Source organism: Hyphomicrobium sp. (genome assembly GCF_020852195.1).
GTDB lineage: Bacteria > Pseudomonadota > Alphaproteobacteria > Rhizobiales > Hyphomicrobiaceae > Hyphomicrobium_C.
Window position 1 is genome coordinate 1 of the sequence record NZ_JADZBI010000123.1, and the last position, 13,382, is coordinate 13,382.

Here is a 13,382-nt window from a genome sequence, read left to right on the forward strand (position 1 = left end):
CGATCGGCCGCCCAACGTCCGCACGCAAACGCCCCGTAGAAGAGCGACAGGTTCGCGAGCAGGTGCGCCGTGATCTGCATGGCGTCATAGCTCCAGGACAATGCAGCAATCGCGGGCCCGCTTGCCGTAAAGAGGGCGGCGGGGGCGATCCAATGGGATCTGTTCAGTCCGAACCAGAACAACAAGGCCGCGAAGAGCAGAGACGCCGTCAGGACGATCATGGCCTCCTCCCATTCACAATGCCGACTGCGCAAGCACCTGCGTCTCTTCCACCGAGGCCAACGCCAGATCCAGATCCGAGATCAAGTCCGCTTCGGCTTCGAGGCCGATCGAAAGGCGCAGCAGACCGTCGGTGATGCCGGCTGTACGCCGCGCTTCGGGATCCATCCCCGCATGGGTCATTGTCGCGGGGTGGGCAACCAGGCTCTCCACGCCGCCGAGCGACTCGGCCAAGGTGAAGATCCGAACGGCCTCCACGAACCGGTGAACAGCGCCGCAACCACCCTTAAGCTCGAAGCCCAGCATGGCGCCGAAGCCGGACTGCTGCCGTCTGGCAATTTCGTGCCCCGGATGCGAGGACAGGCCGGGATAGTAGACGGCACTTACCAGCGGGTGCCCGGCGAGATACCTCGCGACGGCGTGAGCCGTCTCCTGCTGCTGGGCTACGCGAGGAAACAGGGTCCTGAGACCCCGGAGGGTCAGATATGAGTCGAACGGCGAGCCGGTGGTGCCGACGACATTGGCCCAGGCCGCCAGCGTTTCGGCATCCGATCTGGCGGCCGCAACGACCGCTCCCCCCACGACGTCCGAATGGCCGTTGAGGTATTTTGTCGTCGAGTGCACGACGTAGTCCGCGCCGAGAAGAAGCGGCCGCTGCAGCGCGGGGGACAGGAAGGTATTGTCCACCACGAGCTTCGCGCCGCTCTTCCCGGCACGATCCGCCATCGACCTAATATCCACCACGCGCATCAGGGGGTTGCTCGGTGTCTCGACGAGCACCATCGAGGGAAATTTCTCGAATGCTCTAGCCAGCGCCTGCTCGTCGTTCTGATCGACGAAGACAACATCGAAGTGCCCCCTATCCCGGCGCGCCGACAGGAGCCGGTGCGTGCCCCCGTAGCAGTCGTGAGGTGCCACGGCGAGATCATCAGGCCCCAGTTGACTGAACACGAGATCGATCGCCGCCATACCGGAGGCCACGACGACCGCACCTGCGCCACCTTCGAGCTCAGCCAAGGTCTCCGCGAGAAGGCTTCGCGTCGGGTTGGAGGTTCGGGAATAGTCATGCGTTCGGCTGCGCTCGAAGCCCTCGAACGCGAACGTCGTCGAGAGATGGAGCGGGGGCGTGACGGCTCCGAACGCGGTGTCTATGGCCACCCCGTTGGCCGCCGCAACTGTTCTTGGATCCCTGGACTTTGACATTGAAAAGCTCCGCAAGAGCCGCCACAGATCGCAAGGTCGATCCCATCGACATTATATCGTATTGCGATATTTGCAAGAGGCCGATCCATGCCGAAGGCTGCACCGCACCGGAAGTTTCCCAAGCAAAGCTATGAGGCGCTTGCGGATTTCAGGTATGCCCTCAGGGCATTCTTTGCGTTCAGCGAACAGGCCGCGGACGGTGCCGGCCTCAGTCCCCAGCAGTATCAGGCCCTGCTCGCGATCAAGGGCGCGCGTGAGAGGTCCGAGCTCAGCATTCGCGAGATTGCGGACCGCCTGATGATCCGCCACCACACGGCCGTGGAGCTGGTCGATCGGTTGACCAACAACGGCTTTGTGGCGCGCGTCAAGGACAAGGGAGACGCGCGGCGTGTGCAGGTGCGCCTGACCGCAAAGGCCGAACGGGTGATGGACGGCCTCGCTGCCGCGCATCTCCGCGAGCTAAAGGGCATCCGCCCCGTGCTCGAGGAGCTGCTGGCTCAGTTCGACTGAACTGTCGCGGCCGGCGGCCGGGACCGTTCATGCCGATGGGGCACTCGGCGCACACAGCAGGGCTAGACGAGCCACCTACAATCCGCGGCGGAGAATCGTTGCGGCAAGCTTTGCGAACGTCGGCCGGACACCCTCACCGGTCAGCGCACTCGTCGATTCCGCAAAGTCGGGCGAGCCAAAATCGTCAAGCGATATCGATGGCGGAGCTTCCAGCAGATCGACCTTGTTGAGGATTGCCGCGCAGGGCCGGCCTGGCAACTCGTCCTTGAAGCCAAGCACGAGCTTCTCGAGATAGGGGATCGTTTGTGGCCGTGTCGCATCGGCGACGATGACGGCGGCGGAAGCGCCGCGCAGATAAGTGCTCGCGAAGATGCTCGTGCCGAAATCGCCATCGGTGTCCCACAAGATGAACGGCATGGTCGCACCGGTTGCGTCGCCTTCGATCTCCACCATCGTGCGATAGACGTCGACTCCGATCGTCGCCTTGTAATTCCCGTCGAACCTGTCAAACGCCAGGCGGCGCGACAGCGAGGTCTTGCCGACGCCTACGGCGCCCAAGATCATGACTTTCTTGTCCACCATCTCGTCGCGGCTCACTCGTTGATGTAGCCCATCTCGAATGTCACGCGCCGGTTGGAGCTACCAGGCCCCTCCCCTTGCGTAATCTCCTGCGAGCCGTCGCGCGCTGCCAGGACAAGTCGGGTCTCGTCTACTCCACGCGCGATAAGATCGGCGGCAACCTTCTGAGCGCGAGTCAGTGCGATCTTGAGGTTTGTCTCGCGCGTGCCGATGTTATCGCCATGGCCGATAAGGCGTATCTTAGGCCCCGGATTGCTTTTCAACAGGGCGGCGATGGCGTCGAGGTCGCGCTCCGCTTCGGCCGGGGAGCGATACGATGTCCCCTCTTGGAAGAACATCGCGTAGTTGGGCAGGGACAGAGACAGAGTTGTTCGCCCTTCGCGGAGAACGCGGGTCGCTTCGTCAATGCTTGCACGCAGGCGCTCGGCTTCCGAGGCCACCGACGCTTCGGCTGATTTGAAGCGTTTTTCGGTATCCTGACCCAGGCTCGCGACGGCGCTCTCCAGGCGCTTGGAATGAGCGTCGAAGCCTATGGCCGCCTCAAGTGAGGCCGGCCCACCCGTCACGGTGACAACCTGGGCCTCCAGCCGGTATCCCGGAAGCTCGCGGGCAATCTCAGCCTCCAGGTCATGACGCGCCGCTTCGCTCGGCAAAAGGCCAACGGCCTTGACGGTGTGCGTCCGCGCGTCCCTGACGATCGTCAGCGCCCCTCCGCCAGCCGCAACCCTTTCGCCGAGAGCAGCGACCGAAGCGTCGAGCCGCTGCTCCGCGCGCCGCGCCTCAAGGGCACGCACACCCCAGTAGCCTAGGCCGGCAAGCAGCAGCGTTACAACGATCAGCAGAGGAACGGGGGCTCCGCCCTGACGCGCGGGAACGGCTTGAGCCGCGAGCGCCGACGCAAGTGACCCAAGAAGCGCGTGCGAATCGACCTCATCGTCCGCCGTGGCACTTTGCTCGAGCATGCTTAGGAAGGCACTGTCGGCGCGCGCCTCCACCTGCTCGTCGACGGCGCCACGCCCGACGGCTGCGACAATGCGGCGAGCAGACGACCGCAACATCACGACACGGTCGCCGAGATCGAGCGCCCGCAGGTCGTGACCCTCCCCTTCGAAGGCATCCCGGGAGAAGCTCACGATCGCCGAAAGCAGACCGCCCATCAGCGCCGTCTGGCCATCCTGCCGCTCCTCACCCTTACGCGCAGGCCAAGTCGCCAGCAGGGCTCCCGTCGTGCGATCTATCAGGAGAAGGCGCTCGAGCTGAAACCCGATGGCCTCGGACAGAATAATCTCCGCGAGCGGGCGCCCGGTCACGAGCGATTTTAGCCGCCGCCGCCAGTTGAGCGGGCTGACGGCCGCTTCCAGTTTTGCATTGATGTCGGCAACGAGGCGTTGGAAGGCGCGAGCCACCGCCGTCGAGACAAGCCTGCCCGTGATCGGATAGAGCGCCTCCACCATCAAGTCTCGCGACTGGACGATCTCCCGCCTTATCCCGGCGAGCACAAGCGGGGACAGCGCCTCCGCCAGATCGCGATGCTGGTGCGCCTCGGCCGCCCGGAATGCGGCGACGAGCTCCCTCGTCATGGAGTCCCGGAAACGGTCATCGTCGCCGACGCGCTCGTCGAGCGCAGCCAGTGCACGACGCAACGTCTCGATCGTGGTCCGCTCTTCGGCAAGCAGGATGCGCTTTAGTTTTTCCAGCTCGGCCTGACGATCAGGCATTACCATTGCGATCACGTCCATCCGAGCGTCCCAGGGCTGAGATCTGGTGGCCCAGTGACACGATGGCTTCACCGATCTGGCGCAGGCTCTCCTCATGCCTGGAGGACAGCGTTTGCGACATGGCCTCCATCCTCGTCTCCATCGCACTCAATTGCTCGGCGATGCGGCCTTGCATGCGTTTGATCGAGAGGTCGAGCTCGGCAATACGGCTGTCGTGCTCGCGCTTGGCCTCCCCAAACAGGAGATCGCGAACCTGCTCTATCGTGTTCGCCGGTGCGTCGGCCGCCACCTCTCGCGCCAAGCGCCTGTTCTCAGCGTCCTGCTCTTGCGGCGCGAACCGGACTGTTTCGGTCATGCCGTTTCCTTTTGGCTTGGGGCAAGCGCAATCGCGCGAACAAAATATACCGCCCCCGTCGGGACAGTAAGCCTTGAGCGACATTGCTTGGTCAAGGCCCGCAAGCGACTGCGGCACTTGGCCAAAATAGCGGGGTGCTCGCCCACACGCCGCTGCGTAGCCCCCGTAGGGCTTGCGGCTGATGCCTGTCTGCCAGCAGGGCGGCTTCTGTGGGCCACGGACATTCCGATATAGTTAATGCTCCAGCGGCTCTCGTCGCCGATCAACGCGGTCTATGGCCATCATCAAGCCGCCCGAGCCGACGCTATTGCCGTGGTGGCGCTGGATATCGACGACGTTGCGCGGATACCGACTTCAGGTTGCAGCCGCAGCAAGGCGACGGACACCTCGAGCCCGCTGGCCCAACCTCATGACTATCGTCACTGCAGATTGTGACGAAAGCCACCTCAAGACCGAGGTCAGATTGCGTATCCATCTATAACCGGCCCCGTACGGCTTCATCTCGGGGCGGGTTTGAGGAAGCCAACAGCGAATAGGGAGCTAGCGCCGCGACCAATGCCTCCCCCCGGCCCCCCCGTTGCCCGCTAGTCCCTATTCGCCTTCTTGTCCAAGATGCCCGAGATGGCCCACACACAAGGCGCATCAATTGCTCAACCAAGCCCTCCACCACCGGCACGCCCCTTCCCTGCCAGCTATCCGGCCGATGACCGCGTAGTGCACATGGTGGAGAACTGGGGGCTTGTCGTCAGGCGCTTGAGGATCGTGTACGGGCTGACGCAGGAGCGTGTCGGCATCATATTCGGCGTGTCGCAGCGAACCGTCTCACGCTGGGAACGCAGCGAGAACAAGCCCGGCCCGGAGTGCAGGCGGCGTCTGCGCGATCTGGAGCGGGAGCTGTCGGACAGTTCGGCGGGGTCGGGCAGGCCGTCTCCATCGCCCGGCGAGCCGTCGGGCGCGCAGAATGTCCCCCCGCAGGCCCTATCCGGCAAAGACGACATGCTTCAGGCGGATCTTATGCCAATCGCCCTCGCCGATCGCGTCACGACCCTGCTTGCCTGCCTTTCGCGGGAAGACATAGAGCGGCTGCCGGCCCGGGAACGGCGTCAGTTGGCGGACCACTGCCGGCAGGTGGCGCAGCTTGCCGAGACTTGCGACGATGTCTTTCTACGGGCGGACATGCCTGCGGACCTGCAGCAAGGTCCGGACGGGCATGCTCCGGCGACGACAGGACGAGGGAAGGAGTAGCTCAGCCGATGCACGCCCTATCGTGAGCGCGGCCGACGGCGTGTGGCCTTCACGGCGAGTTCCGTCCTGGATTGCACGTTGAGCTTCTCCATGATGCGGCTCACGTAGTTCTTGACCGTCCCCTCGGCCAGGAAAACGGTCTCCGCAATGTTCCTGTTGCTCAGTCCTTCAGCCACGAGCGCGAGAATTCTCTCCTCACGTGCGGTCAACGGCTCGGTTGGTGGGTCATCGCCGGGCTTCCCGGACGCCGGCTGGAGGTTACGCAACCCCTCCAGCACAGTACGGGCGACCCTCGGCGAAAGACCTGACTCGCCGCGTTTCACGGCACGGATGGTCGCAAGGATCTCCTGCTCGCTGGCATCCTTGAGGAGGTAGGCTTGAGCGCCGGCTGCGACCGCCTCGAGGACCAGGTCGTCCGTATCGAAGGTCGTGAGCACGATGACCTGCGTATCGGGACGCTCCACGACAATGCGCCTTATGGCAGCGATCCCGCCGCCGCGCGGCATTTGCAGGTCCATCAGCACGATATCAGGCCGCCAGGCACGGACCATCTCGATCGCCTCGACGCCATCCGCCGCCTCGCCGACGACGGTAATGTCTGGCTCCAGCGACAACGTCGCAGCAAACGCGCGTCGAATGACCTGATGGTCCTCGGCGATGACGACACGGATCGGATCGGGGGCACTGGTTTCCTGAGACGGCATGGCATCTTTATCAGAGGCGCACTTTGATGGTGAGTTGCGTTCCGCGTTCCGGCGCACTCTCGATCAGCAGGGAGCCGCCGATCATCTCGACCTGCTCGCGCATGCCCGGAATGCCATAGTGGCCGATCACGCCGACATTTGGGTCGAACCCCTTGCCTTCGTCGCGGACGATAACCTCGAGGTAGCCGTTCGCCGTGTCGGGCTTGACCTTCGCAATGATGAGGCCGCGGTCCACTCCCGCGTGCCGCTCGATATTATGCACGGCCTCCTCGACGACCCGGAACACGGTCTCGGCGCGCTCGTCGGCGAGCACGAACGCCCCAGCATCCACGTTCAACTCGATGTTCATGCCCTTGCGCAATCGCATCCGCTTGGTCAGCCGTCCCAATGCGGCGCCCAGCCCGTCATCCCTCACGGCCTGGTAGCGCATACGCGTGACCGCGGCGCGCGCCTCGCGCAATCCCCCGAGCGCCACCTCCTCGGCGCGCTCGAGCTCCTCCGCCAGACGCTCCGGCGCGACCATTGCGAGCTTTCTAACAAGCCGAATCTGGGCCAGCGTAGCTGCCATGGAATGGGCCAGCGTGTCGTGCAGATCCCGTGCGATCTGCAGACGCTCCCTCAACACCGCGGCGTGTTGATTTTCCTCTACCACAAAGAGCTCACCTCCGAAGCCATCGAACTCGGTATCCAGGATTAGCGTCATTATATCGTTCGAGAAAGATGATTTCATGCGGTATCCGGAATGGGCCCTGTTCTTCCCGAATCTGCCGTCATTGCTCTGATAGCATTTGGTCACGCGGTGCGCCGATGACACCCAAAAAAGCCCACGCAAGCTGTCACGGGCTTGCGCGGGATGCCAGTTGACCCAGGGAGAGGGCGACTAGTTGCTCGGCGGTTCCTTGGTCTTCAAAGCCTGTTTGCGCACATAGTGCTGCAACGCTTTCAAAGCATCGTCGGCGAGATGCCTGAACCTCGGCATTCCATTGAGTGCAAGGGCGCCTTCTTGAACGACCTTCTTGAGCTGCTCCACATCCAGGAAAACCTCTGAAGCTCGCAGGTCCGGAGCGTAGCCTCCCGAGACCGCGCCCGCGCTATGGCAGAAGGCGCACGACCGCTTGTAAACAGTCTCTCCGTGGTCAGCGAGTTGGTCGTCCGGTGTGAAGCCTGCGGGCGTGAGCGCCGTCACGAACGAGGGTGGACCGACATCCGGCATGGGTTTGTTGCCATCCAGCGCAAAGGTCAGGAGTTGGCGCACTTGAGCTCCATATGCCCAACCATACTGAGCCATGATGCTGCCGCCACCAATGTTGACACCGACACCACCCGGCCCCACCAGCAGGGAGACGTACTGGATGCCGTCAACGGAGTAGGTGACGGGAGGCGCGCTGATGCCGAGACCGACGTTGACGGACCAAAGCTCCTTGCCGTCACGGGCGTCGTAAGCCAGGAAATGCCCGTCGATGCGGCCCTGGAACACAAGATTGCCTGCCGTCGTCAAGGTTCCGGCATGCCAGTAGTCCCGTTGGGGGACCTCCCATACCTTCCGTTGTTTCACTGGATCCCAGGCCAGCAAAGAGCTCGTCCCGACGCCTTTCGGGATATCTCCGCCCAATCCGATATCCGCGGCAACGTCCATATCCCAAGACGGCTTCGTCCAGTCCTTCAGGTTGACCTTCGTGTCGTCCCAGCCGCTCGGCAGCTCGATCGTGGGAATGTAGACCAAGCCGGTCTCCGGATTGTAGGACATGGCGTGCCACGAGTGCGCGCCGAACGCACTGGGGTATATCAGGAAGGGCTTCGTCTCGTAGCGTGCCCCTTCAGCTTCGATGGGCCGCCCGGTCTTCATGTCGATCCCGGTCGCCCAGGTTATCTTCTTGGCGAACGCCTCGGCGGAGATGAGCTTCCCGTCCTTACGGTCGATAACGTAGAAGAAGCCGTTCTTCGGAGCGTGCAGCAACACCTTCCTTTTGCCCTCGCCCTCCTCCAGTGCAAGATCGGCAAGAACGATATCCATGTTCGAGTTGTAGTCCCAGGTTTCGCCCGGAACGGTTTGATAGTGCCATCTGTACTTGCCGGTCGTCGCATCCAGGGCCACGATCGAGCACAGGAAGAGATTGTCGCCACCTCCCGGGCTGCGGACTTTCTGGTTCCATGGAGCGCCGTTGCCGGTTCCGATCAGGATCTGATCGTAGTCGGGGTCATAGGTCACCCCATTCCATGTTTGGCCGCCGCCCCCGTGCTTCCACCAATCTCCGGTCCACGTCTTGGCTGCCATCTCCTGCGTTTCGTCCTCGAAGCCGTCGGCAGGATTCCCGGGCACGACATAGAACCGCCACGCCTGCTTGCCGGTCTCGACGTGATAGGCAGTGACATAACCGCGCCCCGCTCCATTTTCAGATCCGCCGTTACCGATAACGACCAGATCGCGAAAGGCCTTGGGAGCACCGGAGATATATTGCGGCAGCTTTGGATCGGTTGTCTGGGTGCTCCAGATCGGCGAACCGGATTTCGCATCCAGCGCGATGAGGCGACCGTCGGCGGTCCCGATGATAACCTTGCCCTTGTAGAAGGCCAGACCGCGGCTGGAATCCCACATGTTTCGCGCGCGATCCGCACCGGCGTGCTTCAAGGTCTCCGGATCGTACTCCCAGACCAGCTTGCCGGTCTTCACATCCACCGCGCGCGCCTTGCTGTAGCTGCCCGTGAAGTACATCGTGCCATCGACGACCAGCGGCGTGCTCAGCAGCGACTTGTCTCCCGGCAACGCCAACGACCACGCCAATCCCAACTTCGAGATGCTGTCGGCATTGATTTGATCCAGCGGACTGAACCTCTGCTCGCTGAAGTCCTTTCCATAAGCGAGCCAATTCTCTTTCTGATCGGGATCCGCGAGCACGGCATCATCGACGATCGTCTCGGCGATGGCATCGTGCGACGGCCTGCAGATACCAGCCGCTAGAACGAAAATTGCCGCTGCGCGCGCGATGCGCCCCAGGTTGTTCACGTTCATCCTTGTCGCCTCCTCATAACGACTTCCGATTGCCGCTTATTCGCGCTTCCGTCGCTGGAAGAGACGTTCCTTGTTGCAAGAGCGATTTGCGCGAATTGCGTACGCTTTCATCGGCAAGAGTAGAGGGCGAACCACCTCTCGGCATGTCCTTGCGTGTTGCTTCACTTGCCTACGAGCGCATGGGCTGGCTCTTTCCAACCGTCGCGGTGCAATCCTGCTCGCCGCGACCCGAAAGGGCCGCGACAAGGACACTTGCTCGGCAGTGATTGATTGACGGACTCAGCCGCGTGGCTTTCGTAGCGACGTGGGCAAGATCATGAGTGCCTGCTACTCCCGGAAGCCCCGGAGGAACGCGGAGGCAAGCCGCAAGCGTCAGCACAGAGTGACGGGCGGCGGCCTTTCCGGCAGATCAAGCCGTTGGGAGAGAGAGCTTTTCATCGGCAACACATGCCCGATCGGCGACTGTCGGGACTTAGCCGGCCGCAACGATCATTTGGTGGTGTAAGCTAGCTCGCTTCCTTCGTTCTGGCGTCGTGCGTGTACTGCCACAGACCCATCGGGGTGTACCCGAACTTCTTCTTGAACACCCTGCTGAAATGGGCCGTGTCGCTGAAGCCCCATTGGAACGCGACATCTTTCACGATGCAGCGGGCATCGCTTCGCGTGGCAAGAGCATCGCGGCAGCGCTCGAGGCGCCGGTCCATAATCCATCGTGACACGCTGCAGCCCAGCGCGGAAAAGAGCGTATGGACGTAGCGCACGGAAATGCCGTTGCATTCGGCAATCTTCTTCACGCTGAGCTCGGGATCCTGGAGATTCTCGAGGATGTAGCGTTGCACATGCCGGAGGTGGCTCTTGGACGCACGCAGCGCGGGCTGCTGCAGCCGGGTCGCCGCGGCGGCGCCCAGCTCGACGCTCGACCACTTCACCCCGAACGTGTCCTCATCGGAAACCTTGTCAAATTCGTTCGAGATCGCCTTGAGATGATGGAAAAGGATGGCGCCGATGCCGGACGAAGCATCGAGCACACCGCCTCTGATTAGCAATCCCATCTGCATTCGGGATTCGAGCAAGGATTGGGGAAGCAGAAGCGTAACCTTCGAAAGGCCCGATTGATGAACTTCAAACTCTGTCGATTCAAAGCTGTTCCAGAATATGAGCGAGCCCGGCCCGACTTCTGTTATTTTTTGCCCGATCTTGAACCTTTCGCGTCCGCTTATGACAATTTGTATGCCCACATAAACGTCCCCGTCCTTGCCGATATGGCGCAAGCTCCGGCGACCCGAACAGGGACCACATTCACATTCAATGAGCTTAATATCGCCAAACATTCGCTGGCGAATCTTTGCCCTGAAGTTGCTATCAACCGGCTTGGTCAGCTCCCAGCTCAGATAGCAACTGCACAGCGCGCGTTCCCAAGCTTGCGACTTGTTATGGGGAACGGTATCCGTTGACCACCAGTTGGCGGCGATAGTGCTCCCAGGCATTTCCACCACTCCCGCAAGTATTATGTTTTCTTGCAATAATGGTATCATGCACGCGCAAGCCGGCACAAGCGTGAGACACCGACCGTCCGACCAATGTGAGGCGATTGAGCAAAGCTCAAAGTGGCAATTTCTGCACGCTGCACCTTCTTTCCTCGAGTGCGCGGAGAGCCTGCTCATTCTGCACTTTTGGCGATACAATTTCGCACGCCATCGTGGCTCGCCACTATAATATTCGACGGCGTTATCCTTTTGCGAAGTTGCCGGCGATGGAGAGGATTCTCCACGCACGAGGGGTGTGCATTTGTCTTGTTCTGCCCAATCGCGTCGCGGCGATTACGGTCGGCTCAGCTCGCTCAAATCGGCATAGAACTGCAGCGACTCTGGGTTCGCGAGCGCTTCCTTGTTCTCCACCGCGCGGCCCGTGATGATATTGCGAACGGCGAGCTCCGCCAGCTTGCCCGAGCGGGTGCGCGGGATGTCCGGAACGGCGATGATCTTGGCCGGGACATGCCGAGGCGAGCACCCCGTGCGGATCCTGAGCTTGATGTCGCGTTCGAGCGCGTTATCCAGCGCAACGCCTGGCTTCAACATGACAAATAGCACGACGCGGACGTCGCCTGCCCAGTCCTGGCCGACGACGACACTCTCCTGCACTCCATCGATCTGCTCAACCTGCCGATAGATTTCCGCGGTGCCAATGCGTACGCCACCCGGGTTGAGGGTCGCATCCGAGCGGCCATGAATGATGATGCCGCCATGCTCCGTCCATTCCGCGAAGTCGCCATGGTGCCAGATACCGGGATAGCGCGCAAAGTATGCGCTGTGATACTTGCTTCCCGTGACATCGTTCCAGAATCCCGTCGGCATCGACGGAAACGGCAAGCGGCAGACGAGCTCCCCCTTCCCGCGGGGCAGTGGCTGGCCCTCTGTGTCGACGACATCGATGTCCATGCCGAGGGCCGCCCCTTGGATCTCGCCGCTCCAGACCGGCTTCAGAGGGTTGCCGATGACGAAGCAGCCGCAGAGGTCTGTGCCGCCGGAGATGGACGCCAGGTGCACGTCCGGCTTGACCATGGAATAGACATACTCAAAGCATTCGGGCGAGAGCGGAGAGCCCGTGGACAGGATCGCCCGGAGCGCGGAAAGCTCGTGGGAGCGCTTGAGATCGATCTCATTCTTTCTCAGCGTATCGATGTATTTCGCCGAGGTTCCGAAATGCGTGCACGCCTCCTCTGCCGCATAGTCCCAAAGCACCGTTTCATCGGGGAACAGCGGTGACCCGTCATAGAGCAGCAGGGAGGCGCCGGCACCGAGACAGGACAGCAACCAGTTCCACATCATCCAGCCGAGCGTCGTGAAATAGAACACGCGATCGCCGGGCTTGATATCGAGATGCAGGCGCTGCTCGGAGATGTGCTTCAATAGAACGCCGCCGGCGGAATGTACGATGCATTTGGGAGTCCCGGTCGTTCCTGACGAAAAGAGCACATAGAGCGGGTGCGGGAAGGGAAACCGTTCGAACGTCGGCCTGTCCCGGGTGTTGGCCGCTTGCAGCTCCGTCCAGCTCGTGACCGTCGTGGCGCTCCTGTCGGTCGGCATCTCAACCGACGGCGAATTGTCGACAAGAACGATCGGCACGATGACGACGTGCGTGACGGTGGGCAGCCGCTCAAGGATGCGGGTCAGCTTGCCTCGGATGTCTATGATCTTCCCGCCATAGCGGTATCCGTCGCATGCGACGAGGACACGAGGCTCGATCTGAGAAAAGCGGTCAACCACGCCATCGATGCCGAAGTCGGGAGAGCAGGAGGACCACACGGCCCCGATCGATGACGCGGCGAGCATCGCGGCGACGGCGGCGGGGTGGTTTGGCAGCAGACCGACGACTCGGTCCGCCACGCCAACGCCTGCAGCTTTCAGCCATCCCTGAAATCCCGCAACCTCGCGGCGCAGGTCCGCCCAGCTTTGGCGCGATTTGACGCCACCCTCACTCCAGAACACGAGTGCGTCCCCGGAGGGTTCAGGCGCCAGGATGTTTTCCGCATAGTTGAGGCGGGCTTCCGGAAAGTACCGGGCGCCCGGCATCCGATCCGCGTCGACGAGATAAGGAGGCTGACCTTTGTCTCCGATTACCCCCGCAAAGTCCCAGAGATCGGACCAGAACGTCTGCGGCGCGGCGACGGAATGTCGAAAAAGATCATCGTAGCTGAAGGTGGGAGGCTTGCCATGCCTCTGCCTTACGAAGCCGATGAAAGAGCTTAGAGCCAATGCATTGGCCCGGTCCGGATCCGGGCGCCACAGGGCATTTGTCATACTGTTCTGAACTCTGAGGAGTCGACATGAAACATGGTG

General features: G+C 62.1%; 13 protein-coding genes. 3 read left to right on the forward strand and 10 right to left on the reverse strand.

Going from position 1 to position 13,382, the window contains the following annotated elements:
- Together IT540_RS09680 and metB are read right to left on the reverse strand one after the other, a co-directional pair.
- Positions 1-221 (reverse strand): hypothetical protein (locus tag IT540_RS09680; RefSeq protein ID WP_291176434.1); only part of this gene is annotated, 221 nt, incomplete at its 3' end.
- A 13-nt stretch (positions 222-234) separates the two neighbouring features.
- Positions 235-1,422 (reverse strand): cystathionine gamma-synthase, encoded by a 1,188-nt coding sequence (gene metB, locus IT540_RS09685; RefSeq protein WP_291176437.1) that lies wholly within the window; start codon positions 1,420-1,422, stop codon positions 235-237.
- 87 nt (positions 1,423-1,509) lie between these two features.
- Between metB and IT540_RS09690 the strand changes: the two genes are divergently transcribed.
- Positions 1,510-1,932 (forward strand): MarR family transcriptional regulator, encoded by a 423-nt coding sequence (locus tag IT540_RS09690; RefSeq protein ID WP_291176440.1) that lies wholly within the window; start codon positions 1,510-1,512, stop codon positions 1,930-1,932.
- A 75-nt stretch (positions 1,933-2,007) separates the two neighbouring features.
- Here IT540_RS09690 and IT540_RS09695 read toward each other — a convergent pair whose 3' ends face one another.
- The 3 genes from IT540_RS09695 to IT540_RS09705 are packed head-to-tail and all read right to left on the reverse strand — an operon-like array spanning position 2,008 to position 4,584.
- A complete protein-coding gene (locus IT540_RS09695; RefSeq protein ID WP_291176443.1) occupies positions 2,008-2,529 on the reverse strand; it encodes a EutP/PduV family microcompartment system protein in 522 nt (173 codons plus the stop codon).
- Positions 2,526-4,229: an OmpA family protein gene (locus tag IT540_RS09700; protein ID WP_291176446.1), complete on the reverse strand. Its 1,704-nt coding sequence runs from the start codon at positions 4,227-4,229 to the stop codon at positions 2,526-2,528. Before IT540_RS09700 ends, IT540_RS09695 begins: the two co-directional genes overlap by 4 nt.
- Positions 4,222-4,584 carry a hypothetical protein gene (locus tag IT540_RS09705; protein WP_291176449.1) on the reverse strand — a complete coding sequence of 121 codons (363 nt, stop codon included), beginning with the start codon at positions 4,582-4,584 and terminating at the stop codon, positions 4,222-4,224. The genes IT540_RS09700 and IT540_RS09705 overlap by 8 nt, the downstream gene beginning before the upstream one ends.
- Positions 4,585-4,821: 237 nt before the next feature.
- Between IT540_RS09705 and IT540_RS09710 the strand changes: the two genes are divergently transcribed.
- Together IT540_RS09710 and IT540_RS09715 are read left to right on the forward strand one after the other, a co-directional pair.
- Positions 4,822-5,019 carry a hypothetical protein gene (locus IT540_RS09710; protein ID WP_291176452.1) on the forward strand — a complete coding sequence of 66 codons (198 nt, stop codon included), beginning with the start codon at positions 4,822-4,824 and terminating at the stop codon, positions 5,017-5,019.
- Between the two features lie 285 nt (positions 5,020-5,304).
- Positions 5,305-5,829, forward strand: coding sequence for a hypothetical protein (locus IT540_RS09715; RefSeq protein ID WP_291176456.1), 525 nt, complete (start codon positions 5,305-5,307; stop codon positions 5,827-5,829).
- Positions 5,830-5,846: 17 nt separating this feature from the next.
- Here IT540_RS09715 and IT540_RS09720 read toward each other — a convergent pair whose 3' ends face one another.
- The 5 genes from IT540_RS09720 to IT540_RS09740 all read right to left on the reverse strand — a co-directional run bounded on the left by IT540_RS09720 (position 5,847) and on the right by IT540_RS09740 (position 13,343).
- Positions 5,847-6,533, reverse strand: a complete 687-nt coding sequence (locus IT540_RS09720; RefSeq protein ID WP_291176459.1) for a response regulator transcription factor — start codon at positions 6,531-6,533, stop codon at positions 5,847-5,849.
- Between the two features lie 10 nt (positions 6,534-6,543).
- On the reverse strand, positions 6,544-7,236 hold the full coding sequence (locus tag IT540_RS09725) for a histidine kinase (protein ID WP_291176462.1): 693 nt from the start codon (positions 7,234-7,236) through the stop codon (positions 6,544-6,546).
- Between the two features lie 177 nt (positions 7,237-7,413).
- A complete protein-coding gene (locus IT540_RS09730) occupies positions 7,414-9,543 on the reverse strand; it encodes a PQQ-dependent dehydrogenase, methanol/ethanol family (protein ID WP_291176465.1) in 2,130 nt (709 codons plus the stop codon).
- 506 nt (positions 9,544-10,049) lie between these two features.
- The gene (locus IT540_RS09735; RefSeq protein ID WP_291176468.1) at positions 10,050-11,030 is read right to left on the reverse strand and encodes a helix-turn-helix domain-containing protein; all 981 of its coding nucleotides are present in this window, start codon (positions 11,028-11,030) and stop codon (positions 10,050-10,052) included.
- Positions 11,031-11,363: 333 nt separating this feature from the next.
- The gene (locus IT540_RS09740; protein ID WP_291176471.1) at positions 11,364-13,343 is read right to left on the reverse strand and encodes an acetoacetate--CoA ligase; all 1,980 of its coding nucleotides are present in this window, start codon (positions 13,341-13,343) and stop codon (positions 11,364-11,366) included.
- Between the last annotated feature and the right edge of the window lie 39 nt (positions 13,344-13,382).